Source organism: Pseudomonas sp. LBUM1673 (genome assembly GCF_059695645.1).
In genome coordinates this window covers 2,785,289-2,809,395 of record NZ_CP166780.1, presented here as the reverse complement: position 1 = coordinate 2,809,395, position 24,107 = coordinate 2,785,289, and the positions used below count along the sequence as shown (strand labels likewise).

Genomic DNA, 24,107 nt, shown 5'->3' with positions numbered 1-24,107 from the left:
GCCAACAAGGTCTTTTTCGTGTTCAAACGCATTCTGCTATGCCTGGTGGTTCTGGTAACGGTCGTCACGGTTAGCGGCGCTTGGTATGTCCATAGCAAGCAGCCGCAACGCCAGGGAACGGTGGTGCTCAGAGGTCTGCAGGCGCCTGTGCAACTGCGCTTCGATGAGCGGGGCATCCCCCATATAACAGCGGCAAACCAAGGCGATTTGTATCGCGCCTTGGGCTACGCCCAGGCACAAGACCGGCTGTTTCAGATGGAAATGCTCCGACGCCTGGCCCGTGGCGAGCTGGCGCAAGTGCTGGGCAGCAAACTGGTGCCCACCGACAAGCTGTTTCGGACTTTGCGCATCCGCGAGCGTGCCAACCTGCAAGTCGCGCATGCCGACCACAACAGCCCTGCCTGGCAGGCCTTGCAGGCGTACCTCGAGGGCATCAATGAGTATCAGCGCCAGCATGCCAGCCCTATGGAGTTCGACTTGCTGGGCATCCCCAAGCGTCCGTTCACACCCGAGGATGTCTACAGTGTGGTCGGATACATGGCCTACAGTTTTGCTGCCGCTTTTCGCACCGAACCGTTGCTGACCTTCATTCGCGAAAAGTTGGGGGAGGACTACTTGAAGGTATTCGACCATGACTGGCGCCCCAACGGAGCCCTCGCCACTCAGACTTTCAACGCTGACGACTGGAAGGGCCTCGAAGCCCTGGCACAACTCAGCGAGCAGGCCGTGAGCGCCGCTGGCCTGCCTCAATTGGAGGGCAGCAATGCCTGGGCCGTATCGGGCAGTCGCACCGCCAGTGGCAAACCCTTGCTGGCCGGCGATCCGCATATCCGCTTTTCGGTGCCGTCGGTCTGGTACGAAGCCCACCTGTCAGCGCCCGGCTTTGAGTTGTACGGTGACTACGAAAGCCTGGTGCCCTTTGCCCTGCTGGGTCACAACCAGGCGTTCGCCTGGACATTGACCATGTTCCAGAACGACGATATCGACCTGATCGCCGAGAAGACCAACCCGCAGAACCCCAACCAAGTCTGGTACCAGGGCCAGTGGGTCACCCTTGAAGATCAGGTTCAGCTTATCGAGGTCAAGGACGAACCCGCGGTGGAGCTGCACCTGCGGCGCTCGCCCCACGGCCCCATCATCAACGATGCCCTGGGCGAGAGCGCGGGCAACCGGCCCATCGCACTGTGGTGGAACTACCTGGATACCGAGAACCCGGTGGTCGAGGCGTTCTATGCGCTCAATCGTGCCGACACGCTGGACAAGGCCCGCCTGGCCGCCTCGAAGATCCAGTCCCCGGGACTGAATATCGTGTACGCCAACGCCCAAGGCGACATTGCCTGGTGGGCTGCCGCTGCGCTGCCCATCCGCCCTCTGGACGTGGATCCCGGTTTTATCCTCGATGGCAGCACGGGCCAGGCTGACAAGTCCGGGTACTACCCTTTCAGCGAAAACCCCCATGAAGAAAATCCCGCTCGGGGCTACATCGTTTCAGCCAACACCCAACCGCCCTCGCCCACCGGTCGGCGAATCCAGGGTTACTACAATCTGCCCGACCGCGGCCAACGCTTGAACCAATGGTTGAGCCATGAGGTGAAATGGGACGTTAACAACAGCCAGCAGGTGCAACTGGACACACGCACTCATTACGGCCAGCGGGTGCTGCAGCCGTTGCTGCCGATTCTGCGCGAACAGGTTCGTGACCCTCAGCAGCGGCAATGGCTGGAGAATCTCGCCCAGTGGCAAGGGGACTATCCGCTGGATTCGGTTAGCGCCACGTTATTCAACCAGTTCCTATATGAACTGGCTTATCTGACCCTGCACGAAAAGCTGGGTAATGCCCTGTTTGAAAACCTATTGACTACCCGTGTGCTGGATGCGGCATTGCCTCGATTGGCGGCTGACGATACCTCCCCCTGGTGGGACGATCGCACCACACCGGGCAAGGAAAACCGTGCCGATGTAGTCGCGCAAGCCTGGCAGGCCAGCGTCGCTCACCTACAATCGACACTCGGCCCAGACGCCAACCAATGGCAATGGAGCAAGGCCCACCACCTGACCCAGATGCACCCACTGGGCACGCAGAAATGGTTGGGGATGCTATTCAACGTCGGGCCATTCGAGGTGCCGGGCAATCATGAGGTCCCCAACAACTTCTCGTCCCCTTTGGGCCTCGCGCCGTGGGCTGTGAACTATGGACCCTCCGTGCGTCGGCTGATTGACTTGGGGACGCCTGACCGAGGGCTGGGAATTTTGCCGGTAGGCCAGAGTGGTGTGCTGTTTGACAAGCATTACAAGGACCAGGCATTGCCTTTTACCAAGGGGCATTACCAGCCCATGCATCTTTCTGAAGCCGATGTGGCCAGCCATACGGTAAGTACGCTTGAGCTAACACCGTAGTCGCACTGCAACTGCGAGCTCCGTCGGATCGCCGAAAACGACTCTCATCAGAACAGGAGCCCTCGGACAAATAGGCGTAAACCAGCCTGAAACGGATTTTCGCTGAGGGCAGTGGGACTAACTGATGAGATGATGAAGGCTTATTCGACTACACCGCTTCTGACACCATCGAACCCAATGGCCATCTTATCGTTTATCGCGATATTTGCCGCCATGAGTGACGGCATGGTCAATGATCAAAGCAGTCAGCACTCAGTGCTGCCTATGGTGACAGGTATATTTCTAGGCTCGGCTGTCTGGTGGTTGGGGTTGAGCGGGTTTTCCTCCATATTCAAGACTAGGATTTCTCAATCAAAGCTTAGGTTGATCAACTATTTTTCCGGGTCAACCATAACCATTCTGGGATCGGCTGTCGTCGGCATGACTACCTTCAAGCCATCAAAGTCTAAGTTGATCGCAACGCTCAACGACATCCCTGAAGTCGTTGAGTGCCTACACGTTACGGGTAACGACTCGTACCTTATTAGGATCTATGCGAAGTCGATGGCCGACATCGAAAATGTCATCGCGAAGATCAATAACTATGGCGAAACGCGTACCAGCATCGTTTTATCGGTTCCAATTGAGAGAAGAAAACTGGTATTTCAAGACAGATAGAGATCGTTTTCAGGTGTTATAGACGTATCACCGAGCAGACCTACCAATGCACCTCTACGTTGGTAGACCACCCGCGCGTTCAGGGCATCCAGGTGCCGAAGTTGAGATCTAGAATGGGAGATTCTGCGCTCGATCATTCAGGGAGGCCTGCTCAGAGTCGGAACGCTTGGTAGAACGACATGAGGATTGCTTCCGCCGTTGTTGAAGAAATCGTCCGCTGCAACCATGCCGAAATTGTCAGTTAACTTGTCCTTTTCATTTTCACTGAACATCGTTTGGGTACGCCTTTCCTGCTTAAGGCTGGCAACTGCCTGGAAAAAGCAGCGTTCACACAGGTGTATCTCATAGCACTCACCATCGTGGGCCGAGCCTATCCCCAGTGGGCCTGCAATATGGCGTATTGGAGGCCATAACCCTCGGCGCGAGTGCTTTCGAGGCAGACATCGCACAGGATGTCTATGACGATCTCAACTTCTTTCTTTTCTTGGATCCTCATCATCACCTCCCGCAGCCCTAAACAAACCCACCTAGGAAAGCGTAGTAGACGCTGCACAGCGACAAAACACTACCCATGGGAAGCCGCATGTGAACTGGCTCAGTGCACTCTCTGCCGAATTGACGCAGCGCCTCAATACACAGGACATTTCAGGACTTGCACAGCCGCCGAATACACCCGTGCTGAGAATCAAGGTGCAGGTTCGACGTCTCGATAACTGGCCCGGTAGGGAAGTCGAGTTACAAGCGGATTGGAGCCTGAGTTTTGTCGGTGATACGCCCCCAGCCCGCTTGCTGTGTCAGGGCCGGTTCAGGGAGGAAGCGCCCGGTGGCTATGCGCAACTGGCCAACGCTCAACAACGCGTTGTTGCGATGCTGGGTGAACAGGTCGCCAAGGATGCACGTCGCTGGTCACTGTCACGGAATACGGATTGCGCGCAGTCGCGCTGAAGAGGCATGAACAGGAGCGCGGTAGCTAATGCGAGTCAGTTAAGCCGCAATGCTATCTGTAGCAGCTGGCGAAGCCTGCGTTCGGCTGCGAAGCAGTCGTGAGTTCGGCTAACACGATCTACCTGACGTACCGCGATCTCTGATTTTACGACTGCTACGCAGCCGAACGCAGGCTTCGCCAGCTGCTACAAAGGGGGCCTCGCAGAGGTACAGGCTTGTTAAACCCATACCCCTCTCTCGCAGCCCGGGAAAATCTCCCTACAGGGTGTATGAAATCCCCGCCTGCACGGTTCTCGGCGCGCCCGGATAAGCGTAGACGTTGCCAAAGGCGCCTTCGTCGTAGTGGCTGTCAGACAGGTTCTTCAAGTCAAGGTTAAGCCGCAGGCGCTCGTTGACTTTGTAATAGCTGAGCAGGTCGAACACCTGGTAGCTATCCATGGAGAAGGCATTGGCCGCGGTCTGGCCGGCGCGCTCGTCGACATACCTGGCGCCCAGCCCCAGACCCAGCCCTTTGAGGCTGCCGTCCTGGAACTCATAGACATTCAGCAGGCTGAAACTGTTGCGCGGAATGTTCACCAGACGGGTGCCTGACTTCAGCACGTTGTCCTGGGTAACTTCGGCATCCACATAGGCGTAGCCACCGATCATGCGCCACTCTGGCGTGAGGTTGCCGGCCACATTCAGATCGAAACCACGGCTGCGAACTTCACCCGCCGCAACGCTGAAGGTCGAGTCCACCGGGTCGGTCGTCAGGACGTTGCGTTTTTCGATCTGATACACCGCGGCATCCACACTCAACTGGCGATCGAGAACCTCCCACTTGACACCCACCTCATAGGATTTGCCCTCTTCAGGCTTGAAGCCGCCACCCGTTCGACTGGCACCGCTATTGGGCTTGAAGGACCGCGCCGTGTCGGCATAGATCGCCACGGTCGGGGTCAGGTCGTAGATCAGCCCCAGGCGCGGGGTGACTGCGTTGTCGCTGGCGGTCCAGCTCGGACCGTTGACGAGGTAGTTGTCGTAGTCATGTTCGAAGCGTTCGAAACGCACACCCACCAAGGCTTTCAAACCCTCGGTCAGGGTCACCTGATCTTGCACGAAAGCGGCATAGGTCTTGAGGTTTTCCTGATCGTTGGTGGTGGTGCGAGTCAGCGCCGGACGCGGCTGGCCGTAGACCGGATTGAAAATATCGATGGGATAGGCACCCACCGCCCCACTGGAGCGACGGATGATCGACTTGTAATCGTAATCCTCATACTCGATGCCCGTGAGCAACGTATGGTCGAATCCGGCGGTGGACAAATGCCCGGTCAGGTTCAACTGCACATCAAGGTCACGCCATTCCAGCTTGCGGTAGTTGAAGTTGCGTCCCAGCGTTCGACCGTCGGCAGCGACGCCGTTGGCTTCGATGGCATTGCCTTGCAGGCTGCCCTCGAGAAATTGCGTGCCGCCGCCCAAGGTCCAGTTGTCGTTCAGAAAATGCTCGAAACGCAATTGCGCCATGTTGTTGTCGTTGTGCAACTTGCCGACGTCCTTTTCACCGAAAAAGGTCTCCCGCGATGCCACGCCGACCTGATTGCTATAGCGGGTGACACCGCGATCGAGCGGCACGTTGTTGCGCATGAAATCGCCTTCGAAGGTGATACGGGTGGTGTCGTTGACCTGCCAACCGAGGACCGGCGTCACACCGTAACGTTCGTTTTCGACCTGATCACGGAAGGTATCGCCGCCCTCGCCTATCACGTTCAGCCGATAGGCCAGTCGCCCGTCGTCATCCAGCGGTCCAGAGGCGTCCAGTGTGCCGCGACGCATGCCCTGATCGTTGAGCTGACTGCCCAGGGTGACCGTGCGCTCGGCCAGGGGTTGCTTGGACACTACGTTGAAGGTGCCGCCCGGGTCGCCGCGGCCGTACAGCATAGTGGCGGGGCCACGCAGGACCTCCAGGCGCTCGATGGTATTGGCATCGGGCATGTTCGGATAACCGCGGTTGATCGGGAAGCCATTGCGGTAGAACTCACCCGTGGTAAAGCCGCGCACGGTGAAAGTGGTCAGACCCTGGCCACCGAAATTGTTCGCACGGCCCACGCCCCCGGCGTAATCGAGGGCGTCTTGCAGGCGCGTGGCGCTGAGGTCTTCCACGGCATCCCGGGTGACCACGCTGATGGACTGTGGGGTTTCATGAATCGGAGTGTCTGTGCGCGTCGCACTCGCCGAACGGGTCGCTCGATAGCCCTGGACCGGCCCTTGGGCCTGCTCATCGACTGTGCCGTTGATGTCGATCGCTTGCAGCACAATGGGTGCAGGATCAGCCGGTGTTTGTTCAGCCCAGGCGGTCTGGGAGATAGCTTGGATCACATACAGAGAAACGAGGGTTCGACGCATCAACATACAATCCTTAGGAGGATGCCGGGCACCTCAGGAGCCTGGCAAGAATTTATGCTGAATAATATCAATTCCCATTAACAGTTGGTACTTTTTCCTGACATGTTGCCTTAACCCACAAAGCGCCACCCACGCCTTTATAAAGTACTGTTGTACAAGTCCGTCACCAGCATGCAGCCGGGGGCATGGGTGATACACAGTGGCGGACGTGAAGCCTGCACCACCGATTGAGGCGTCACACCGCAGGCCCAGAACACGGGTATTTCGTCAGCCTCGATGGGTACGGCATCGCCGTAGTCCGGGGTGTCTAGCGCGTGAATGCCGATCAGCGACGGATCACCGATGTGTACGGGAGCTCCGTGGACGTTGGGCATGCGGGCGGTGATCTGAATCGCCTGGATCGCTGCAGCGGCTTTCATTGGCCGCATGCTCACCACGAGCTTGCCACTCAGGCGAGCGGTGGAGCGAGTGTCTATATTGGTCTGGTACATGGCGACATTGCGGCCCAGTTCGATGTGCCTGAGTGCAATGCCGGCATCCAGTAATGGTTGTTCGAAGGAGAACGAGCAGCCGATGGCGAAAGCCACCAGATCGTCTTGCCACAGATGCTCGATATCCAGCGGCTCTTCACTCAGCTCGCCATGGCGATAGACCCTGTATCGGGGCACATCGTGGCGGATATCAATGGCGGTTCCGAGATTGCGAAAATACGGATCACCCGGCTCGGTCACGTCCAGCAACGGGCAGGCCTGACGATTGAGGGTGCAATACCTGAGGAACTCGTTGGCCCAATCGCTGGGCAGAATCACGATATTGGCTTGCACCCGGCCTTGGCCCAAGCCGCTGGTATGACCTTGATAGTGTCCGGCAGCAATGCTTTGGCGCAGGGCCAGGGGGGTGCACTGCTGCAACTGTTCGAAGGACAGGGCTGGCTGAGTCATCACGGCGTCTCCACAGGGTTCGTGGACTCTTTTTAGAAAATCATGGCGACGCCGTCCAACAAGGAATGTTGTTACCACTCAACAACTAAAAGTTATTCAAGGGGTCGTCGGCTGTTGAGACCCGGTGCCGCCACCATGCGTTGTGGGCCGACATCAATCGCATATTGGCCGACCACCTGGCGGCTCATCTCGACGATGCTCTCGATCAGCTCCAGGCCGACGCCCGCTCGCCACGAGGCCACGACATCCAGTTGCGGCAGACGCGTGCCGGGGTCCAACTGAATCAGCTCGCCGCTGGCCAAGGGCTTGGCCACCAGTGCCGCCGGCAAGGCGCCAATACCGAAACCGTCCCGAATCAGCCGGGTCATGGCCGACACCGAGTTGACGCAACTGACGCGCGGCGCGCTGATGCCATGGGCGTGCAGCAGGTTGAGCACATCCTGATGCGGCCGTGAGTGTTTGACGAAGGTGATGATGCGCTCACTGGCCATCTCGATCAGCGAAGCATAGGGCCGGGCATAGATCGAGTGGCTGGCGGCGATCCAGTGCATGGGGTAGTGCCCCAGCTCAAGGTTGCGCACGCTTTCATGGCGGATCAGGTCTGTCTGGAACACGATGTCCAGATAGCCCTTTTGCAATTGCTCGCAGAGATTGCGTGCGGCGTCGGCAGTGATCTCGATCTCCACCGCGGGGAAGGTCTGCATCAAGATCGACATCAATGGGCTGAACCAAGTGTGGACCACCGTATCCATCACGCCGATGCGCACCAGCCCCTGCTGCGGGCTGGTGCTTTTCAGAGAGTGTTTCAACGCTCGCTGGACCTCAAGCATCTGCTCGGCGTAGTCGAGTACCTTGAGACCTTCAGGCGTCAGCGATACCCCGCGTGAATCACGCACGAACAGGCGCAGGCCCAACTCGTCTTCCAGCGCGGCAATCCGGCTGGAGATAGCGGCCTGAGTGCTGAACATTTTTTCTGCGGTCAGGCTGAAGCTTTGCAGGCGGGCGACCCAGACGAAGGTTTCGAGGAATTTGAGGTTCATGGCGGCTCTCGCGGCTTTCGTGATGCATGGAGGTGGGGGCGGTGACGGTTCTCCCACAGAGATAAGTGTTCGGCGCGTAGCAATTGTTACTCCAGAACTCGTCGCCGGTGCATCAAATTTTCTTATGCCTAACCTCGCTTTTTTCCCGTTTGATGAAAGGCTTGGGCTTTAAATGGCGTAACGCGTCGGTGCGTTCGAACTTCGGCAACGATCTGGATGAGAACCGCCTGATCGTTAGCTATACCTTGGCGCTTTGGTAATTTTCAACAAATCGGTGGTCCAGGAGTAGTTGATAGGGAAGCCGCACGGAATCGGCTTTCCCTCATCAATCCTCACCTTTTTCAGACAGGCGATTCGGGCACGCAGGTGCAGCAGGTGTTTGTGTACACCCGCGGATGTACGCAACCCCTGCAGGAGCTGGCGAAGCCTGCGATCTTTTGACCTTCAGGCCGCAAGTTCACCACTGGCAATCGCAGCCGAAGCCGCCAGCATCGCCCGCAACAACACCGCACACCCGGCGGCCAGGTCATCCGGCGCGGCGTTTTCAATTTCGTTGTGGCTGATGCCGCCTTCGCAGGGCACGAAGATCATCCCGGCAGGGCCGAGTTCGGCGAGGAAGATTGCGTCGTGCCCTGCCCCGCTGACGATGTCCATGTGCGACAAACCCAACCCTTGCGCCGCGCCGCGTACTGCTTCGACGCAGCCCTTGTCGAAGTACAGCGGCGGGAAGTCGGCGGTGGGTGTCAGTTCGAAGGTCAGGCCGTGTTCCTCGCAGGTGGTTTCGATCACCTCGCGGACTTCAGCGATCATCGAGTCCAGACGAGCCGGTTCCAAATGACGGAAGTCCAGGGTCATGCGCACTTCGCCGGGAATCACGTTGCGCGAGCCGGGGTAGGCTTGCAGGCAACCGACCGTGCCGCAGGCGTGGGGTTGATGGCCAAGGGCGGCGCGATTGACCGCGCCGACGATCACTGAGGCGCCGACCAGAGCGTCCTTGCGCAGGTGCATCGGCGTCGGGCCGGCGTGGGCCTCGACGCCGCGCAGTTTCAGGTCGAACCATTTCTGCCCCAGCGCCCCCATCACCACGCCGATGGTTTTGCGCTCGTCCTCAAGAATCGGGCCTTGTTCGATGTGCGCCTCGAAATACGCACCGACGGCATGGCCGCTGACCTTGCGCGGCCCGGCATAGCCAATGGCGTTCAGGGCTTCGCCGACGGTCACGCCCTCGGCATCGACCTTGGCCAGGGTTTCTTCGAGGGTGAATTTTTCCGCAAACACGCCGGAGCCCATCATGCACGGGGCGAAACGGGAGCCCTCTTCGTTAGTCCAGACCACCACTTCCAGCGGCGCTTCGGTTTCCACGCCCAGGTCATTGAGGGTGCGCAGCACTTCGACCCCGGCCAGCACGCCGAAGCAACCGTCGAACTTGCCGCCGGTGGGCTGGGTGTCGATGTGGCTGCCGGTCATCACCGGCGGCAGGTTCGGATTGCGCCCCGGACGGCGGGCGAAGATGTTGCCGACAGCGTCGATGCTGACGGTGCAACCGGCCTCCTCGCACCAGCTCACGAAGATATCCCGCGCCTGGCGGTCGAGGTCGGTCAGGGCCAGCCGGCAGACACCGCCCTTGACCGTGGCACCCAGTTTGGCCAGGTCCATGAGCGACTGCCACAGACGGTCGCGGTTGATGTGCTGATGGGTGGACTGCAGAACGTCTATGGCAGCGTTCATGGTGATCTCCTCAGGCAGTTCTTATGGATTTCTTCAGGCATTTCTTGGGTGTTTTTGAGGCCGCCTTCGCGAGCAAGCTTCGCTCCTACAAGGAATACGCGAACCTGTAGGAGCGAGGCTTGCCCGCGAAGAGGCCAGTGTTCACACCGGAGATTTCACAGCAGTCGGGCTAGGTCGCATCACACTCAACCCGTAATAAATCAGCCCACCAAGCGCCGAGCCGGTGAACCAGCCGTAGCTGTAGAACCAACTGAATGCATCGCTGCCCAGCGACAGCAGCGTCAACGCCACCGGCACGCCAAAGGCAATAAAACCAAACCAGTTCCACGCCGGGTAAACGTCGTCACGGTAGAGGCCAGCCAGATCCAGTTGCTGCTTCTTGATCAGGAAATAGTCCACTACCATGATCCCGGCGATCGGCCCCAGCAGGCTCGAATAGCCCAGCAACCAGTTGGAATACACCGTCTCCAGGCTTAAATCCGAGACGATCAGCCCGAGCTTCTTCAGCAGTTCATGGGCCATCAGCGCCAAGCCGACCAAACCCGTGAGCATCACCGCTTTGGTGCGGTTGATGATCTTGGGCGCGACGTTCTGGAAGTCGTTGGTCGGAGACACAATGTTGGCCGCGGTGTTGGTCGACAACGTGGCGATGATGATCAGTGCCATGGCCAGGGCGACCCAGACCGGGCTCTGGATATGGCCGATCAATGTGACCGGATCGGAAACAGTGACGCCCACCAGTTTGACCGAGGCGGCCGTCATCACCACACCGAGGGAGGCGAACAGGAACATGGTCAGGGGCAAGCCGATAATCTGCCCGACGATCTGGTCCTTCTGGCTTTTCGCGTAGCGGCTGAAGTCCGGAATGTTCAGCGACAAAGTGGCCCAGAACCCGACCATGGCGGTCAGCCCCGCGGCAAAGTAACTGACCACGCTGGCCCCTTCTGGACGCTTGGCCGGGATCGCCATCAATTCGCTCATCGATACGTTCGGCATCGCCCACACCAGCAGCCCCACGCCCACCAGCACCAACAAGGGTGCCGAGAGGGTTTCCAGCCATTTGATCGAGTCCGCGCCGCGAATCACCACCCACAGGTTCAAGGCCCAGAACACCATGAAGCCGATCACTTCACCGGTGCCGCCGAGGGCTTTCCAGTCATCGAACACCGAGCCGAGAAACAGGTGAATCGCCAGCCCCCCGAACATGGTCTGGATGCCGAACCAGCCGCACGCCACCAGGGCACGGATCAAGCACGGAATGTTGGAACCGAGGATGCCGAAGGACGAGCGCAGCAACACTGGAAACGGAATGCCGTACTTGGTGCCGGGGAAGGCGTTCAGGGTCAGCGGGATCAGCACGATGATGTTGGCGAACAGAATCGCCAGCAGCGCTTCGCCGACGCTCAGACCGAAATAAGCGGTGAGCACGCCGCCGAGGGTGTAGGTCGGCACGCAGATCGCCATGCCGACCCATAAGGCGGTGATGTGCCATTTGTTCCAGGTTCGTTCGTGCACCTTGGTCGGTGCCATGTCGTGGTTGTAACGGGGACTGTCGAGGACGTCGCTGCCGGCTTCGAGCTCAAACAAGCCGTCGCGCTCGGTCACTTGCGATCTGATCTGTTGCATGGCCGCTCCACTGTTCTTTTGATTATTTTTGCTCATCAGGGGCTGGCGCAACGCGCGCGAGCCGGACGATGGCCGGAGAAACTGACAACTTTTACGGACCGGCCAAGGTGTCAGCGGCGGCATCAATAAACGTGCCGGGTGCCCCGCTTGTGCATCGGGCCGTGCCATAAAATTTTGCTAACCAACTGATGTTAATCAGCTTTATTTATCCAACCATTGAATCCGCGGTGAGTTGCCATGCCACTCAGGCCGAATGTCAGGCAAGTTGTCCGAACAGTCAGGACTCAATCTGGTGCGTCGATCTTTTTTTCAATACTGCGCCTCAACCATAGACCATCCACAAGCGGCTGATTTCACATAGAAAATCTCGTCTATTTTTGGAACCTGTCAAGTGCGTCAAAATGGTGAGAGGCCTCACCATTTTGGTGATTTTCAGTTTTTATCGTTATTTTTCAATTAGTTAAAACAGTCATAAGCTTATAAAAAATATTCTTGCTCAATCGGTAAACTGCAGCTAGCGTCTATTCTTGACAGCGCTGACAGGAATACATCGATTGGCGTCTGCTTCATATAAAAACATCTAGAACCGGCATCAGTCGGTCAATGCCTGTGAGGAACTCGGAATGTCTCTGTTGATCCGTGGCGCCACCGTTATTACCCATGATGAAAGTTGTCGCGCCGACGTCTATTGCGCCGAGGGCGTGATCAAAGCCATCGGTGAAAACCTCGATGTTCCCGCCGATGCCGAAGTGCTCGACGGCAGCGGCCAATACCTGATGCCCGGCGGCATCGACCCGCACACTCATATGCAGCTGCCCTTCATGGGCACGGTCGCCAGCGAAGACTTCTTCAGCGGCACCGCGGCGGGGCTTGCCGGCGGTACCACTTCAATCATCGACTTCGTGATCCCCAACCCGCAGCAATCGTTGATGGAGGCATTTCATCAATGGCGCGGCTGGGCCGAGAAGTCGGCGTCGGACTACGGTTTCCACGTCGCTATCACCTGGTGGAGCGAGCAGGTCCGCGAAGAAATGGCCGAGCTGGTCAGCCATCACGGGGTCAACAGCTTCAAGCATTTCATGGCCTACAAGAACGCGATCATGGCCGCCGACGACACGCTGGTGGCGAGTTTCGAACGTTGCCTGGAATTGGGCGCGGTGCCGACCGTGCACGCGGAAAACGGCGAGCTGGTCTATCACCTGCAACGCAAATTGATGGCCCAAGGCATGACCGGGCCGGAAGCGCATCCGCTGTCGCGGCCTTCGCAGGTGGAAGGCGAAGCTGCGAGCCGGGCGATCCGCATTGCCGAAACACTCGGCACGCCGTTGTATCTGGTGCACGTCTCGACCAAGGAAGCCCTCGACGAAATCACCTATGCCCGCAGCAAGGGCCAACAGGTCTACGGCGAAGTGCTGGCCGGGCATCTGCTGCTGGACGACAGTGTTTACCAACACCCGGATTGGCAGACCGCCGCCGGTTACGTGATGAGCCCGCCCTTTCGTCCTCGCGGTCATCAAGAAGCCCTTTGGCATGGCCTGCAATCAGGCAACCTGCACACCACCGCCACTGACCATTGCTGCTTCTGCGCCGAGCAAAAAGCCGCCGGCCGTGACGACTTCAGCAAGATCCCCAACGGCACCGCCGGTATCGAAGACCGCATGGCCGTGCTCTGGGATGAAGGGGTGAATACCGGGCGCTTGTCGATGCAGCACTTCGTGGCGCTCACCTCCACCAACACCGCGAAGATCTTCAACCTCTATCCGCGCAAAGGGGCGATCCGCGTTGGCGCTGATGCGGATCTGGTGCTGTGGGACCCGGAAGGTACGCGGACGATTTCGGCCAAGACCCATCACCAGCAAGTCGACTTCAACATCTTCGAAGGCAAGACCGTGCGCGGTGTGCCGAGCCACACCGTCAGCCAGGGCCGAGTGGTGTGGGCCGATGGTGATTTGCGGGCCGAGCGGGGTGCGGGTCGGTATGTCGAACGGCCGGCGTATCCGGCGGTGTTTGATTTGCTCAGCAAGCGGGCTGAGTTGTGCAGGCCGGTTGCTGTGAAACGCTGAGAGCGGCCTTCGCGGGCAAGCCTCGCTCCTACATTTGGAATGCACACCCCTGTAGGAGCGAGGCTGCCCGCGAAGAGGCCGGCACAGACAACACAAAAACCAATGCCCACCAGAGGCAGTACCTCAAATAACCGTGAGGCCAACACCGTGATCAAGACCCTTAACCACCTCCCGCACCCCCATGAGGACGCGGCCGCCCTCGCCGGCCATTTCACCGATCTGGCGCCGCCGCTCAACGACCGTCAGGCGCATCTGGAAGCCTCGCGCTGCCTGTATTGCTACGACGCACCGTGCGTGAATGCCTGTCCAAGCGACATCGACATTCCATCGTTCATCCGCAATATCCATCAGGAAAACGTTCAGGGTGCCGCGCAGAAAATCCTCTCGGCGAATATCCTCGGCGGCAGTTGCGCCCGGGTCTGCCCGACGGAAATCCTGTGCCAGCAAGCCTGCGTGCGCAACAACGCCCAGGAATGCGCACCGGTGCTGATCGGCCTGTTGCAACGCTATGCCGTGGACAACGCACACTTCAACGAACACCCGTTCCAACGCGCCGCCGCAACCGGCAAGCGCATCGCCGTGGTCGGTGCCGGCCCGGCCGGTTTGTCGTGTGCGCACCGCAGCGCCATGCACGGTCATGACGTGGTGATTTTCGAGGCGCGGGAAAAGGCTGGTGGCCTCAACGAGTACGGGATCGCCAAGTACAAACTGGTGGACGATTACGCACAGAAGGAGCTTGAATTCCTGATGGGGATTGGCGGGATCGAGATTCGCCACGGGCAGAAGCTCGGCGACAACCTGACCCTCAGCGAACTGCATCAACAATTCGACGCGGTGTTCCTCGGCCTCGGCCTGGCCGCCAGTAAACAGTTGGGGCTGGCCCATGAGGATGCCCCCGGCCTGCTTGCCGCCACCGACTACATCCGCGAACTGCGCCAGGCCGATGACCTGACGCAACTACCACTGGCCGAGCGCTGCATCGTCCTCGGTGCCGGCAATACCGCCATCGACATGGCCGTGCAAATGGCCCGCCTCGGTGCCCGGGACGTAAATCTGGTGTACCGCCGCGGCGCCCCGGACATGGGCGCCACCGGCCACGAACAGGACATCGCCAAGGCCAATCAGGTGCGCCTGCTGACTTGGGCTCAACCGCAAGAGGTGCTGCTCGACGATCAAGGCACCGTGCGCGGCATGCGCTTCGCCCGCACCCGGTTGACGGAAGGTCGCCTGCAAACCACCGGCGAAACCTTCGAACTGGCCGCCGACGCGATCTTCAAAGCCATCGGCCAAGCCTTCGACAGTGATGCCCTCACCGATCCGCTGGCCCGTGAACTCAAGCGTCAGGGCGACCGCATCCTCGTCGACGAACAGCTGCGCACCAGCATCCCCGGCGTGTATGCCGGCGGCGACTGCACCAACCTCGATCAGGACCTCACCGTGCAGGCCGTGCAGCACGGCAAGCTGGCCGCCGAGGCCATCAACGCTCAACTCATGCTCAACGTGGAGGCTGCGTAAATGGCCGATCTCTCGATTGTTTTCGCCGGCATCAAGGCCCCCAACCCGTTCTGGCTCGCTTCCGCGCCGCCAACCGACAAAGCCTACAACGTGGTCCGCGCGTTTGAGGCCGGCTGGGGTGGTGTGGTCTGGAAAACCCTGGGTGAAGACCCGGCGGCGGTCAACGTGTCATCGCGCTACTCGGCGCACTTCGGGGCAAACCGTGAAGTGATGGGTTTCAACAACATCGAGCTGATCACCGACCGTTCGCTGGAGATCAACCTGCGGGAAATCACCCAGGTCAAAAAAGACTGGCCGGACCGCGCGCTGATCGTGTCGCTGATGGTGCCCTGCGTCGAAGAGTCGTGGAAAAACATCCTGCCGCTGGTGGAAGCCACCGGGGCCGATGGCATCGAGCTGAATTTCGGCTGCCCCCACGGCATGCCCGAACGGGGCATGGGCGCGGCAGTCGGCCAGGTGCCGGAATACGTCGAGCAGGTCACTCGCTGGTGCAAGACCTATTGCTCGTTGCCGGTGATCGTCAAACTCACGCCGAACATCACCGACATCCGCGTCGCCGCCCGTGCCGCGCACCGTGGCGGGGCTGATGCGGTGTCGCTGATCAACACCATCAACTCGATCACCAGTGTCAATCTGGAACGCATGGTCGCCAATCCCGCCGTCGGCAGCCAAAGCACCCATGGCGGTTATTGCGGTTCGGCGGTGAAGCCGATTGCGCTGAACATGGTCGCCGAAATCGCCCGCGATCCGCAGACCCAAGGCTTGCCGATCTGCGGCATTGGCGGGATTGGCAGTTGGCGCGATGCGGCGGAATTCATCGCGCTGGGCAGCGGCGCGGTGCAGGTGTGCACGGCAGCGATGCTGCATGGTTTCCGGATTGTCGAGGAGATGAAGGACGGTTTGTCACGCTGGATGGACAGTCAGGGCTACGCCAGCGTGTCGGAGTTTTCCGGGCGTGCGGTGGGCAATACTACGGACTGGAAGTACCTGGACATCAACTATCAGGTGATTGCGAAGATTGATCAGGAGGCGTGCATCGGTTGCGGTCGCTGCCACATCGCTTGCGAAGACACCTCGCACCAGGCGATTGCGAGCCTTAAGCAGGCGGACGGGACGCATAAATATGAAGTGATCGATGATGAGTGTGTGGGGTGCAACCTGTGCCAGATCACGTGTCCGGTGCAGGATTGCATCGAGATGGTGCCGATGGATACCGGTAAGCCGTTTCTGGATTGGAACCATGATCCGAGGAATCCGTATCACGTTGCCGTTTGAACTCAGCGGCGCCTGAACTGACGCCTTCGCGGGCAAGCCCGCTCCCACAGTGATTTATGTCGTACACAAATTCCGTGTACACCGAGAATCCTGTGGGAGCGGGCTTGCCCGCGATGAGGCCAGCCGCAACAACGAAGACCTCAAGGCTCCAACCCGATCCCGCGCAATATCACACTGGTCACCGTCTGCACCGCCCGTTCGAACTGCATGTCCGACAACGGCTGATGATCGTTGAGGATGTTCACCTGGTGATCGAAGTCGGCGTAATGCTGGGTCGAGGCCCAGATCATGTACAGCAGGCTGGAAGGCTCCACCGGCAGGATGCGTTTGTCGTCCACCCACTGGCGAATTTTCGCTTCTTTCATCTTGGCCCAGTCGTACAGGCTCGCATCCAGCTTCTCACCCAGTGTCGGCGCGCCATGGATGATTTCGTTGGCCCAGACTTTTGAACCGTACGGCCGGCTGCGGGAATGGTTCATCTTCGCGCGGATGTAGCTGCTGAGCACCACTCGCGGGTCGTCGAACATCTCGAAGCACAAGGCGTCCTGCTTCCAGACCTCCAGCAACCCCAGCAGCACCGCGCTGTACAGCTCGCTCTTGGTGCTGAAGTAGTAATGCAGATTGGAACGCGGCAGTTGCACTTCGGCGGCGATGTCGGCCATGGCAGTGCTGCCGAAACCTTTTTCGGCGAAGACTTTTTCGGCCGCCAGCAGGATTTTTTCGACGTTACTGCGACGAATCTCGATCTTGTGATTGCCCATGAGGGCTCCCTGACAACAGCGTTGGTCAAGACTAGCATCCGCTCTGGATCGGGGCGACAGGGGAAAACGAAACTTCGTACAGCGGTCTTGCCGCAGGTAAACTGGCCGCCTCTTTGAACCTGCCACTGAGGTCTTCACGATGCTGCTCAAGAACGCCCTGACCACCACCGCCCTCCTCGGCTCGCTGCTCGCCGCCTCATCAGTGTTTGCCCACGCCCACCTGAAAAGCCAGACCCCGGCGGCCGACAGCACCGTGAGCGCGCCTGCGGAGCTGCGCCTGGTGTTCTCCGAAGGGGTTGAGGCGACGTTCACCAAAGTGACGATCAGCAAGGACGGCGCCGACGTGCCAGTGAAAAGCCTCGCCACCGAAGGCAGCGACAAGAAAACCCTGATCGTCACCCCGGCAGCGCCATTGGCCGCAGGCGATTACAAAGTCGAATGGCACGCCGTGTCGGTCGACACCCATAAAAGTGAAGGCGCCTACCGCTTCAAGGTGGGTCAGTAATTCATGACCGATGCGCTGGTGCTGTGCCGCTTCCTGCATTTCACCGTGGTGCTGATGCTGTTCGGGGCCTGGGTGTTCAGGCCTCTGCTGTTGGGCCGTGAAACGGCGTGGCTGGATCCGTCTCTGGCGCGAGTGACCCGCTGGCTCAGCGCGGTGGCGTTGCTCAGCGGCGTCGGCTGGTTGCTGCTGATCACCGCCAGCATGGCCGGCGCCCCGGACGCGGCATTCGATCCGGTGACGCTGCGCCTGGTGCTGAGCACTACCTTTTTCGGTCAGGTCTGGTGCTGGCATCTGCTGCTCAATCTGTTGCTCATGGCCCTGCTGCTGACACCCTGGCGCTCCAGCGTGCTCTGGCGCATCGGTCTTACCAGCCTGCTGCTGGCGACCCTGGCCCCGGTCGGTCATGGCGCCATGCTCGATGGTCTGCAAGGCCAATTGCTGATCCTCAACCAGATCATTCACCTGGCCTGCGTCGGCGCCTGGCTCGGCGGGTTGATGTTGTTGGTGATGATCCTGCGCCACCCGGCCGATCATCCCTTGAGCGCCATACTGCAACGCTTCAGCGGTATCGGTTACGCCTTGGTGGCGGGACTGGTGATGACCGGGCTGATCAACGTGCGGGTATTGACCGGCGCGTTCTGGCCAACGCCGTTGCTGTCGGGGTTTGCGCTGATCCTGTTGATCAAGGTTGTGCTGGTGATCGGGATGCTGGGGTTGGCGCTGTTCAATCGGCTGCGGGTCAAGGATTGCCAGCAGCGCCTGGGCCTGTTGCGTACCAGCGTCGTGCTGGAGTGGTTACTGGGGATCGGCGCGGTGGCGGCGGTTTCGCTGCTCGGCACCCTGCCTCCGATGATTACCACCTGAACACAAATCCAATGTTGTACGACGAAGCATAACAAAAAATAAAAACAACAAAAAAATAAGGAGCGTTAGCTGTGAGCAGACTCGCCCGTGATTCCTTCGCCACCCCCCTCGCCCCACGTTCGCCCGCCGCCATACCCTGAGCCTGATCGGTTGCAGCAGCCAGGCCGAAGGTTTCGTCGATGACGCCAAGGCCACGCTCAACCTGCGCAACCCGACCATCCGCCGCGACTTCAGCACCAATGAGTTCCACGAGAACCGCATCTTTATTAGTTACCCGATTTCGTTGTTGTAAGGCGGGGCACCTTTGCAGGTTGGCATAAATCCATGTGTGCGGGCTTGCTCGCGAATACGGTGGCACAGTCAACATTGGTGTCGCCTGACACACCGCCTTCGCGAGCAAGCCCGCTCCCACAGGTTCAGCAGATTCATGTGGGATGAAGGAACATGACCCTCCGTCAATTTCAACCAACGTCGCGTTGACAAGCACCGGAAAGCCTACCAATACTTCACCAAGTCATACGACAACCTACAACAAATCCAATAACCACAATTTTGTGTACAGGGACTTTCATGACGACCACACCCACAGCCCGCGCGCCGTTCAATCGCCTGCTCCTGACCGGTGCCGCCGGTGGCCTCGGCAACGTGTTGCGCGAACGCCTGCGGCCCTACGCCAACGTGATCCGCCTGTCCGACATCGCCAACATGGCACCGGCCATTGATGGGCGCGAAGAAGTCGTGCCGTGCGACCTCGCCGATAAGCAGGCGGTGCATCAACTGGTCGAAGGCGTGGATGCGATCCTGCATTTCGGCGGCGTGTCGGTGGAGCGTCCGTTCGAAGAGATCCTCGGCGCCAACATCTGCGGCGTGTTCCATATCTACGAAGCGGCCCGTCGCCACGGCGTGAAGCGGGTGATTTTCGCCAGTTCCAACCACGTCATCGGCTTTTACAAGCAGGATGAAACCCTCGACGCCCACTCCCCTCGCCGTCCGGACGGCTACTACGGTTTGTCCAAGTCCTACGGCGAAGACATGGCCAGCTTCTACTTCGATCGCTATGGCATCGAGACCGTCAGCATTCGCATCGGCTCCTCGTTCCCGGAACCGCAAAACCGCCGAATGATGAGCACCTGGCTGAGCTTCGATGACCTGACCCAATTGCTCGAACGCGCGTTGTACACCCCGGACGTCGGCCACACCGTGGTGTATGGCATGTCCGACAACACGCACGTCTGGTGGGACAACCGTCTCGCGGCAAACCTGGGTTATGCGCCCCAGGACACGTCCGAAATCTTCCGCGAAAAAGTCGAAGCCCAGCCAATGCCAGCCGAGGATGATCCGGCCCGGGTTTATCAGGGTGGCGCCTTTGTCGCGGCCGGGCCGTTCGACGACTGAGCCCACACCGATCCCCCCATAACAACCCAAGGGAATGAGTTGCCATGCAAGCCGAATTGATTGTCGATGCCCGCAATGCGGTCGGTGAAAGCCCGGTGTGGGTCCCCGAGGAAAACGCCCTGTACTGGGTCGATATTCCGGCCGGTGGACTGCAGCGCTGGAGCGCCGACAGTGGCCATGTTCACGCCTGGAAAGCTCCGCAAATGCTCGCCTGCATCGCCCGTCACAGCGCGGGTGGCTGGGTCGCCGGCATGGAGAGCGGTTTTTTTTACCTGCACCCGCACAACGATGGCAGCCTCGACAGCGAACTGCTGGCCCACGTCGATCACGCTCGCCCCGACATGCGCCTGAACGATGGCCGCTGTGATCGTCAGGGCCGTTTCTGGGCCGCCAGCATGGTGCTGGACATGGGCGCCAATGCCACCGATGGCACGCTCTATCGTTACAGCGCCGGGCAACACGGACCGCTCGACGCCCGGCTCAGCGGTTTCATCGTGCCCAACGGCCTGGGCTTCAGCCCGGACGGCAAGACGATGTACCTCTCGGATTCGCACCCCAACGTGCAGCAGATCTGGGCCTTCGATTACGACACCGACAGCGGCACGCCGTCCAAACCCCGGCTGTTCGTCGACATGCATCACTTTCTTGGCCGCCCCGATGGCGCGGCAGTGGATGCCGAAGGTTGCTACTGGATCTGCGCCAACGACGCGGGGCTGATTCACCGTTTCACCCCCGATGGCCGACTGGATCGTTCCCTCCCCGTGCCGGTGAAGAAACCGACCATGTGCGCCTTCGGTGGCGGCCAGCTCGACACACTGTTTGTGACCTCGATCCGCCCCGCTGACGACCATGACGAACAGTCGCTGGCCGGCGGCGTGTTCGCCCTCAACCCCGGCGTCAAAGGCTTGCCGGAACCGGTGTTCAACGAATGGCTTTAACCCCCTCTGCTGCATCGCTGTGCCTTGAATAAAAAAACAACAAGACTGGAGACGCAACCCATGGACTTCAAACGCACCTTGCTCGCCGCCGCACTTCCCATCACTGCAGCACTCACCTTCACCCTCAGCAGCGCCGCCCAGGCGCTGGAAATCAAATTCGCCGACATCCATCCCGCCGGTTACCCGACCGTGGTCGCCGAGGAACAGCTGGGCAAAACCCTGGTGGCCGATAGCGACGGCAAGCTGACCTTCAAGATGTTCGCCGGCGGTGTACTCGGCTCGGAAAAGGAAGTCATCGAACAGGCCCAGGTCGGCGCCATTCAGATGGCCCGGGTCAGCCTCGGCATCGTCGGGCCGGTGGTGCCGGACGTGAACGTGTTCAACATGCCGTTCGTGTTCCGCGACCAGGCGCACATGCGTAAAGTCATCGACGGTGAGGTCGGCGATGAGATCCTCGACAAGATCACCCACTCCGAATTCAACCTGGTCGCCCTGGCCTGGATGGACGGCGGCACGCGTAACATCTACACCAAGAAACCGGTACGCAGCCTCGCCGACCTCAAAGGCATGAGGATCCGCGTGCAAGGCAACCCAATGTTCATCGACACCATCAATGCCATGGGCGGCAACGGCATTGCCATGGACACCGGCGAGATTTTCAGCGCCTTGCAGACCGGGGTGATCGACGGCGCGGAAAACAACCCGCCGACCCTGCTCGAACACAACCACTATCAGAACGCCAAGTTCTACAGCCTGACCGGGCACCTGATCCTGCCCGAGCCGATCGTGATGTCGAAAATCACCTGGGAAAAACTCAGCCCCGACCAACAAGTGCTGGTGAAAAAAGCCGCCAAAGCCGCACAGGCCCAGGAACGCACGCTGTGGGATGCGAAGTCGGCCAGCAGTGAAGAAAAACTCAAGGCAGCCGGCGTCGAGTTCATCACCGTCGACAAGAAACCTTTCTATGAAGCTACGGCGTCAATCCGCGAAAAATATGGTGCGCCTTACGCCGACCTGATCAAGCGCATCGAAGCCGTTCAGTAACCCTCCCTGCATTCATGAAAGGCCCGGCACCGTTGACGAATGGATCGTCAGCGGTGCCCGGTTACGGTGAAACCCGATGAAGAATCTGCTGCTGCGCATCAACGACAGGATTTACATGACCTGCATCTGGGTCGCCGGCCTGTCGGTCCTGACTATTTCCCTGATCATTCCGTGGGGCGTCTTCGCCCGTTACGTCCTCGGCACCGGCTCCAGTTGGCCGGAGCCCACCGCGATTTTGCTGATGATGGTCTTCACCTTCATCGGCGCCGCCGCCAGTTATCGCGCCGGTGCGCACATGGCCGTGGCCATGCTCACTGACCGCATGCCCCCCGAACTGCGCAAGACCATGAGCATCGTTTCGCAACTGCTGATGGCAACCATTTGCCTGTTCATGGCCATCTGGGGCACCAAGCTCTGTCTGTCCACCTGGAACCAGTTCATGAGCGCCCTGCCCACCCTGCGCGTGGGCATCACCTACATGCCGATCCCCGTGGGCGGTGGGCTGACGCTGATTTTTGTGCTGGAAAAACTCTTGCTCGGTGATCAGAGCAACCGTCGGGTCGTGCGTTTCGACCTGGTTGAAGAAAGCGAAGGTGCCGCATAAATGGACGCTCTGATTCTGCTCGGCAGTTTTATCGCTTTGATCCTGATCGGCATGCCGGTCGCCTACGCCCTGGGGCTTTCTGCCCTGATCGGCGCGTGGTGGATCGACATCCCGTTCCAGGCACTGATGATTCAGGTCGCGGGCGGTGTGAACAAATTCTCGTTGCTGGCGATTCCCTTCTTCGTGCTCGCCGGCGCGATCATGGCCGAGGGCGGCATGTCCCGCAGGCTGGTGGCGTTCGCCGGGGTGTTGGTGGGTTTCGTGCGCGGCGGGTTATCGCTGGTGAACATCATGGCTTCGACCTTCTTCGGCGCGATTTCCGGTTCTTCGGTGGCAGACACGGCGTCGGTCGGTTCGGTGCTGATTCCGGAAATGGAGCGGCGCGGCTACCCGCGGGATTTCTCCACTGCGGTGACGGTCAGCGGTTCGGTCCAGGCTCTGTTGACGCCGCCCAGCCATAACTCAGTGCTGTACTCGCTGGCCGCCGGCGGTACCGTTTCGATCGCTTCGCTGTTCATGGCCGGCGTGGTGCCGGGCCTGATGATGAGCGCGTGCCTGATGGTGCTGTGCCTGATCTTCGCCAGAAAGCGCAACTACCCCAAGGGCGAAGTCATCCCCATGCGCCAAGCGCTGAAAATCTGCGGTGAAGCGATGTGGGGCATGATGGCGATGGTCATCATTCTCGGCGGCATTCTCTCGGGCATCTTCACGGCCACCGAATCGGCGGCGATTGCGGTGTTGTGGTCGTTCTTCGTCACCATGTTCATCTACCGCGACTACAAGTGGCGTGAGCTGCCCAAGTTGATGCACCGCACGGTGCGCACCATCTCGATCGTGATGATACTGATTGGCTTCGCCGCCAGCTTCGGCTACATCATGACGCTGATGCAGATCCCGGCGAAGATCACCACAATGTTCCTGACCCTGTCGGACAACCGTTACGTGATTCTGATGTGCATCAACGTGATGCTGCTGTTGCTCGGCACGGTGATGGACATGGCGCCGCTGATCCTGATCCTTACGCCGATTCTGATGCCGGTGATTCTGGGCATCGGCGTGGACCCGGTGCAGTTCGGCATGATCATGCTGGTGAACCTGGGGATCGGTTTGATCACACCGCCGGTGGGCGCGGTATTGTTTGTCGGTTCGGCGGTGGGCAAGGTCAGCATCGAAAGCACCGTGAAAGCGCTGCTGCCGTTCTACGGCGTGCTGTTCCTGGTGCTGATGGCCGTGACCTACATTCCCGCCATTTCGCTGTGGTTGCCGCATTTGGTGTTGTAATAAATCAAGAATGCACCGTGCTCAATGGAATATTCCTGCGGGCACGGGCTTTTTGTGGCGAGGGGGCTTGTCGGAACGCCGCATCGCCCCGTTCGGCTGCGAAGCAGTCGCAATCCAGACAACTCGGTATGCCTGAAAGATTATTG

20 protein-coding genes and 1 pseudogene are annotated in these 24,107 nt (G+C 59.6%); 14 read left to right on the top strand and 7 right to left on the bottom strand.

What is annotated here, in order from left to right; translation table 11 throughout:
* Positions 1-18: 18 nt before the first annotated feature.
* From ACA044_RS12860 to ACA044_RS12850, 3 genes are all read left to right on the top strand, one after another.
* Positions 19-2,397, top strand: a complete 2,379-nt coding sequence (locus ACA044_RS12860; protein WP_497446671.1) for a penicillin acylase family protein — start codon at positions 19-21, stop codon at positions 2,395-2,397.
* A gap of 129 nt (positions 2,398-2,526) precedes the next feature.
* A complete protein-coding gene (locus tag ACA044_RS12855; protein WP_497446670.1) occupies positions 2,527-3,054 on the top strand; it encodes a LysE family transporter in 528 nt (175 codons plus the stop codon).
* Between the two features lie 585 nt (positions 3,055-3,639).
* Positions 3,640-3,999, top strand: coding sequence for a PqiC family protein (locus tag ACA044_RS12850; protein WP_497446669.1), 360 nt, complete (start codon positions 3,640-3,642; stop codon positions 3,997-3,999).
* Positions 4,000-4,257: 258 nt separating this feature from the next.
* Here the strand turns inward: ACA044_RS12850 and ACA044_RS12845 are convergent, their stop codons facing one another.
* The 3 genes from ACA044_RS12845 to ACA044_RS12835 all read right to left on the bottom strand — a co-directional run bounded on the left by ACA044_RS12845 (position 4,258) and on the right by ACA044_RS12835 (position 8,362).
* The gene (locus ACA044_RS12845; protein ID WP_497446668.1) at positions 4,258-6,381 is read right to left on the bottom strand and encodes a TonB-dependent siderophore receptor; all 2,124 of its coding nucleotides are present in this window, start codon (positions 6,379-6,381) and stop codon (positions 4,258-4,260) included.
* 137 nt (positions 6,382-6,518) lie between these two features.
* A complete protein-coding gene (locus ACA044_RS12840; RefSeq protein WP_497446667.1) occupies positions 6,519-7,322 on the bottom strand; it encodes a putative hydro-lyase in 804 nt (267 codons plus the stop codon).
* 92 nt (positions 7,323-7,414) lie between these two features.
* Positions 7,415-8,362 carry a LysR family transcriptional regulator gene (locus ACA044_RS12835; protein WP_497446666.1) on the bottom strand — a complete coding sequence of 316 codons (948 nt, stop codon included), beginning with the start codon at positions 8,360-8,362 and terminating at the stop codon, positions 7,415-7,417.
* Positions 8,363-8,514: 152 nt separating this feature from the next.
* Here ACA044_RS12835 and ACA044_RS12830 point away from each other — a divergent pair.
* Positions 8,515-8,622: pseudogene (locus tag ACA044_RS12830) on the top strand (OprD family outer membrane porin); the annotation flags it as partial.
* A 184-nt stretch (positions 8,623-8,806) separates the two neighbouring features.
* Here the strand turns inward: ACA044_RS12830 and ACA044_RS12825 are convergent.
* Both ACA044_RS12825 and ACA044_RS12820 read right to left on the bottom strand, forming a co-directional pair.
* Entirely contained in the window at positions 8,807-10,090 is a 1,284-nt protein-coding gene (locus ACA044_RS12825; protein ID WP_497446665.1) for a Zn-dependent hydrolase, read from the bottom strand.
* A 141-nt stretch (positions 10,091-10,231) separates the two neighbouring features.
* Positions 10,232-11,716 (bottom strand): NCS1 family nucleobase:cation symporter-1, encoded by a 1,485-nt coding sequence (locus ACA044_RS12820; protein ID WP_497446664.1) that lies wholly within the window; start codon positions 11,714-11,716, stop codon positions 10,232-10,234.
* A gap of 623 nt (positions 11,717-12,339) precedes the next feature.
* Between ACA044_RS12820 and hydA the strand changes: the two genes are divergently transcribed.
* From hydA to preA, 3 genes are all read left to right on the top strand, one after another.
* On the top strand, positions 12,340-13,779 hold the full coding sequence (gene hydA / locus ACA044_RS12815; protein WP_497446663.1) for a dihydropyrimidinase: 1,440 nt from the start codon (positions 12,340-12,342) through the stop codon (positions 13,777-13,779).
* 147 nt (positions 13,780-13,926) lie between these two features.
* Positions 13,927-15,294: an NAD(P)-dependent oxidoreductase gene (locus tag ACA044_RS12810; protein WP_497446662.1), complete on the top strand. Its 1,368-nt coding sequence runs from the start codon at positions 13,927-13,929 to the stop codon at positions 15,292-15,294.
* Positions 15,295-16,569, top strand: coding sequence for an NAD-dependent dihydropyrimidine dehydrogenase subunit PreA (gene preA, locus ACA044_RS12805; protein WP_497446661.1), 1,275 nt, complete (start codon positions 15,295-15,297; stop codon positions 16,567-16,569).
* A 140-nt stretch (positions 16,570-16,709) separates the two neighbouring features.
* Here preA and ACA044_RS12800 read toward each other — a convergent pair whose 3' ends face one another.
* Complete coding sequence (locus ACA044_RS12800) at positions 16,710-17,330, bottom strand: TetR/AcrR family transcriptional regulator (RefSeq protein ID WP_497446660.1); 621 nt, start codon at positions 17,328-17,330, stop codon at positions 16,710-16,712.
* A gap of 139 nt (positions 17,331-17,469) precedes the next feature.
* Here ACA044_RS12800 and copC point away from each other — a divergent pair, with 139 nt between their 5' ends.
* Both copC and copD read left to right on the top strand, forming a co-directional pair.
* The gene (copC, locus tag ACA044_RS12795) at positions 17,470-17,835 is read left to right on the top strand and encodes a copper homeostasis periplasmic binding protein CopC (RefSeq protein ID WP_497446659.1); all 366 of its coding nucleotides are present in this window, start codon (positions 17,470-17,472) and stop codon (positions 17,833-17,835) included.
* Between the two features lie 3 nt (positions 17,836-17,838).
* A complete protein-coding gene (gene copD / locus ACA044_RS12790) occupies positions 17,839-18,699 on the top strand; it encodes a copper homeostasis membrane protein CopD (protein WP_497446658.1) in 861 nt (286 codons plus the stop codon).
* Here copD and ACA044_RS12785 read toward each other — a convergent pair.
* Positions 18,689-19,066 carry a hypothetical protein gene (locus ACA044_RS12785; protein ID WP_497446657.1) on the bottom strand — a complete coding sequence of 126 codons (378 nt, stop codon included), beginning with the start codon at positions 19,064-19,066 and terminating at the stop codon, positions 18,689-18,691. The two genes, copD and ACA044_RS12785, sit on opposite strands and share 11 nt — an antisense overlap.
* 203 nt (positions 19,067-19,269) lie before the next feature.
* Here ACA044_RS12785 and ACA044_RS12780 point away from each other — a divergent pair, with 203 nt between their 5' ends.
* The 5 genes from ACA044_RS12780 (at position 19,270) to ACA044_RS12760 (ending at position 23,961) form a co-directional block, all read left to right on the top strand.
* Positions 19,270-20,094 (top strand): NAD-dependent epimerase/dehydratase family protein, encoded by an 825-nt coding sequence (locus ACA044_RS12780; RefSeq protein ID WP_497446656.1) that lies wholly within the window; start codon positions 19,270-19,272, stop codon positions 20,092-20,094.
* Between the two features lie 44 nt (positions 20,095-20,138).
* Positions 20,139-21,032 carry an SMP-30/gluconolactonase/LRE family protein gene (locus ACA044_RS12775; RefSeq protein ID WP_497446655.1) on the top strand — a complete coding sequence of 298 codons (894 nt, stop codon included), beginning with the start codon at positions 20,139-20,141 and terminating at the stop codon, positions 21,030-21,032.
* 60 nt (positions 21,033-21,092) lie between these two features.
* Positions 21,093-22,076: a TRAP transporter substrate-binding protein gene (locus tag ACA044_RS12770; RefSeq protein WP_497446654.1), complete on the top strand. Its 984-nt coding sequence runs from the start codon at positions 21,093-21,095 to the stop codon at positions 22,074-22,076.
* A gap of 76 nt (positions 22,077-22,152) precedes the next feature.
* A complete protein-coding gene (locus tag ACA044_RS12765) occupies positions 22,153-22,680 on the top strand; it encodes a TRAP transporter small permease (RefSeq protein ID WP_497446653.1) in 528 nt (175 codons plus the stop codon).
* Positions 22,681-23,961 carry a TRAP transporter large permease gene (locus tag ACA044_RS12760; RefSeq protein ID WP_497446652.1) on the top strand — a complete coding sequence of 427 codons (1,281 nt, stop codon included), beginning with the start codon at positions 22,681-22,683 and terminating at the stop codon, positions 23,959-23,961. It abuts the gene before it with no gap.
* Positions 23,962-24,107 lie beyond the last annotated feature (146 nt).

Excerpts from the sequence above, each read along its gene's own strand:
- copC (WP_497446659.1), top strand. The coding sequence starts at position 17,470 with ATGCTGCTCAAGAACGCCCTGACCACCACCGCCCTCCTCGGCTCGCTG.
- hydA (WP_497446663.1), top strand. The coding sequence starts at position 12,340 with ATGTCTCTGTTGATCCGTGGCGCCACCGTTATTACCCATGATGAAAGT.
- ACA044_RS12835 (WP_497446666.1), bottom strand. The coding sequence starts at position 8,362 with ATGAACCTCAAATTCCTCGAAACCTTCGTCTGGGTCGCCCGCCTGCAA.
- copD (WP_497446658.1), top strand. The coding sequence starts at position 17,839 with ATGACCGATGCGCTGGTGCTGTGCCGCTTCCTGCATTTCACCGTGGTG.
- ACA044_RS12785 (WP_497446657.1), bottom strand. The coding sequence starts at position 19,066 with ATGTTGACTGTGCCACCGTATTCGCGAGCAAGCCCGCACACATGGATT.
- ACA044_RS12845 (WP_497446668.1), bottom strand. The coding sequence starts at position 6,381 with ATGCGTCGAACCCTCGTTTCTCTGTATGTGATCCAAGCTATCTCCCAG.
- ACA044_RS12775 (WP_497446655.1), top strand. The coding sequence starts at position 20,139 with ATGCAAGCCGAATTGATTGTCGATGCCCGCAATGCGGTCGGTGAAAGC.
- preA (WP_497446661.1), top strand. The coding sequence starts at position 15,295 with ATGGCCGATCTCTCGATTGTTTTCGCCGGCATCAAGGCCCCCAACCCG.
- ACA044_RS12840 (WP_497446667.1), bottom strand. The coding sequence starts at position 7,322 with ATGACTCAGCCAGCCCTGTCCTTCGAACAGTTGCAGCAGTGCACCCCC.
- ACA044_RS12855 (WP_497446670.1), top strand. The coding sequence starts at position 2,527 with ATGATGAAGGCTTATTCGACTACACCGCTTCTGACACCATCGAACCCA.
- ACA044_RS12780 (WP_497446656.1), top strand. The coding sequence starts at position 19,270 with ATGACGACCACACCCACAGCCCGCGCGCCGTTCAATCGCCTGCTCCTG.
- ACA044_RS12760 (WP_497446652.1), top strand. The coding sequence starts at position 22,681 with ATGGACGCTCTGATTCTGCTCGGCAGTTTTATCGCTTTGATCCTGATC.
- ACA044_RS12765 (WP_497446653.1), top strand. The coding sequence starts at position 22,153 with ATGAAGAATCTGCTGCTGCGCATCAACGACAGGATTTACATGACCTGC.
- ACA044_RS12770 (WP_497446654.1), top strand. The coding sequence starts at position 21,093 with ATGGACTTCAAACGCACCTTGCTCGCCGCCGCACTTCCCATCACTGCA.
- ACA044_RS12825 (WP_497446665.1), bottom strand. The coding sequence starts at position 10,090 with ATGAACGCTGCCATAGACGTTCTGCAGTCCACCCATCAGCACATCAAC.
- ACA044_RS12820 (WP_497446664.1), bottom strand. The coding sequence starts at position 11,716 with ATGCAACAGATCAGATCGCAAGTGACCGAGCGCGACGGCTTGTTTGAG.
- ACA044_RS12800 (WP_497446660.1), bottom strand. The coding sequence starts at position 17,330 with ATGGGCAATCACAAGATCGAGATTCGTCGCAGTAACGTCGAAAAAATC.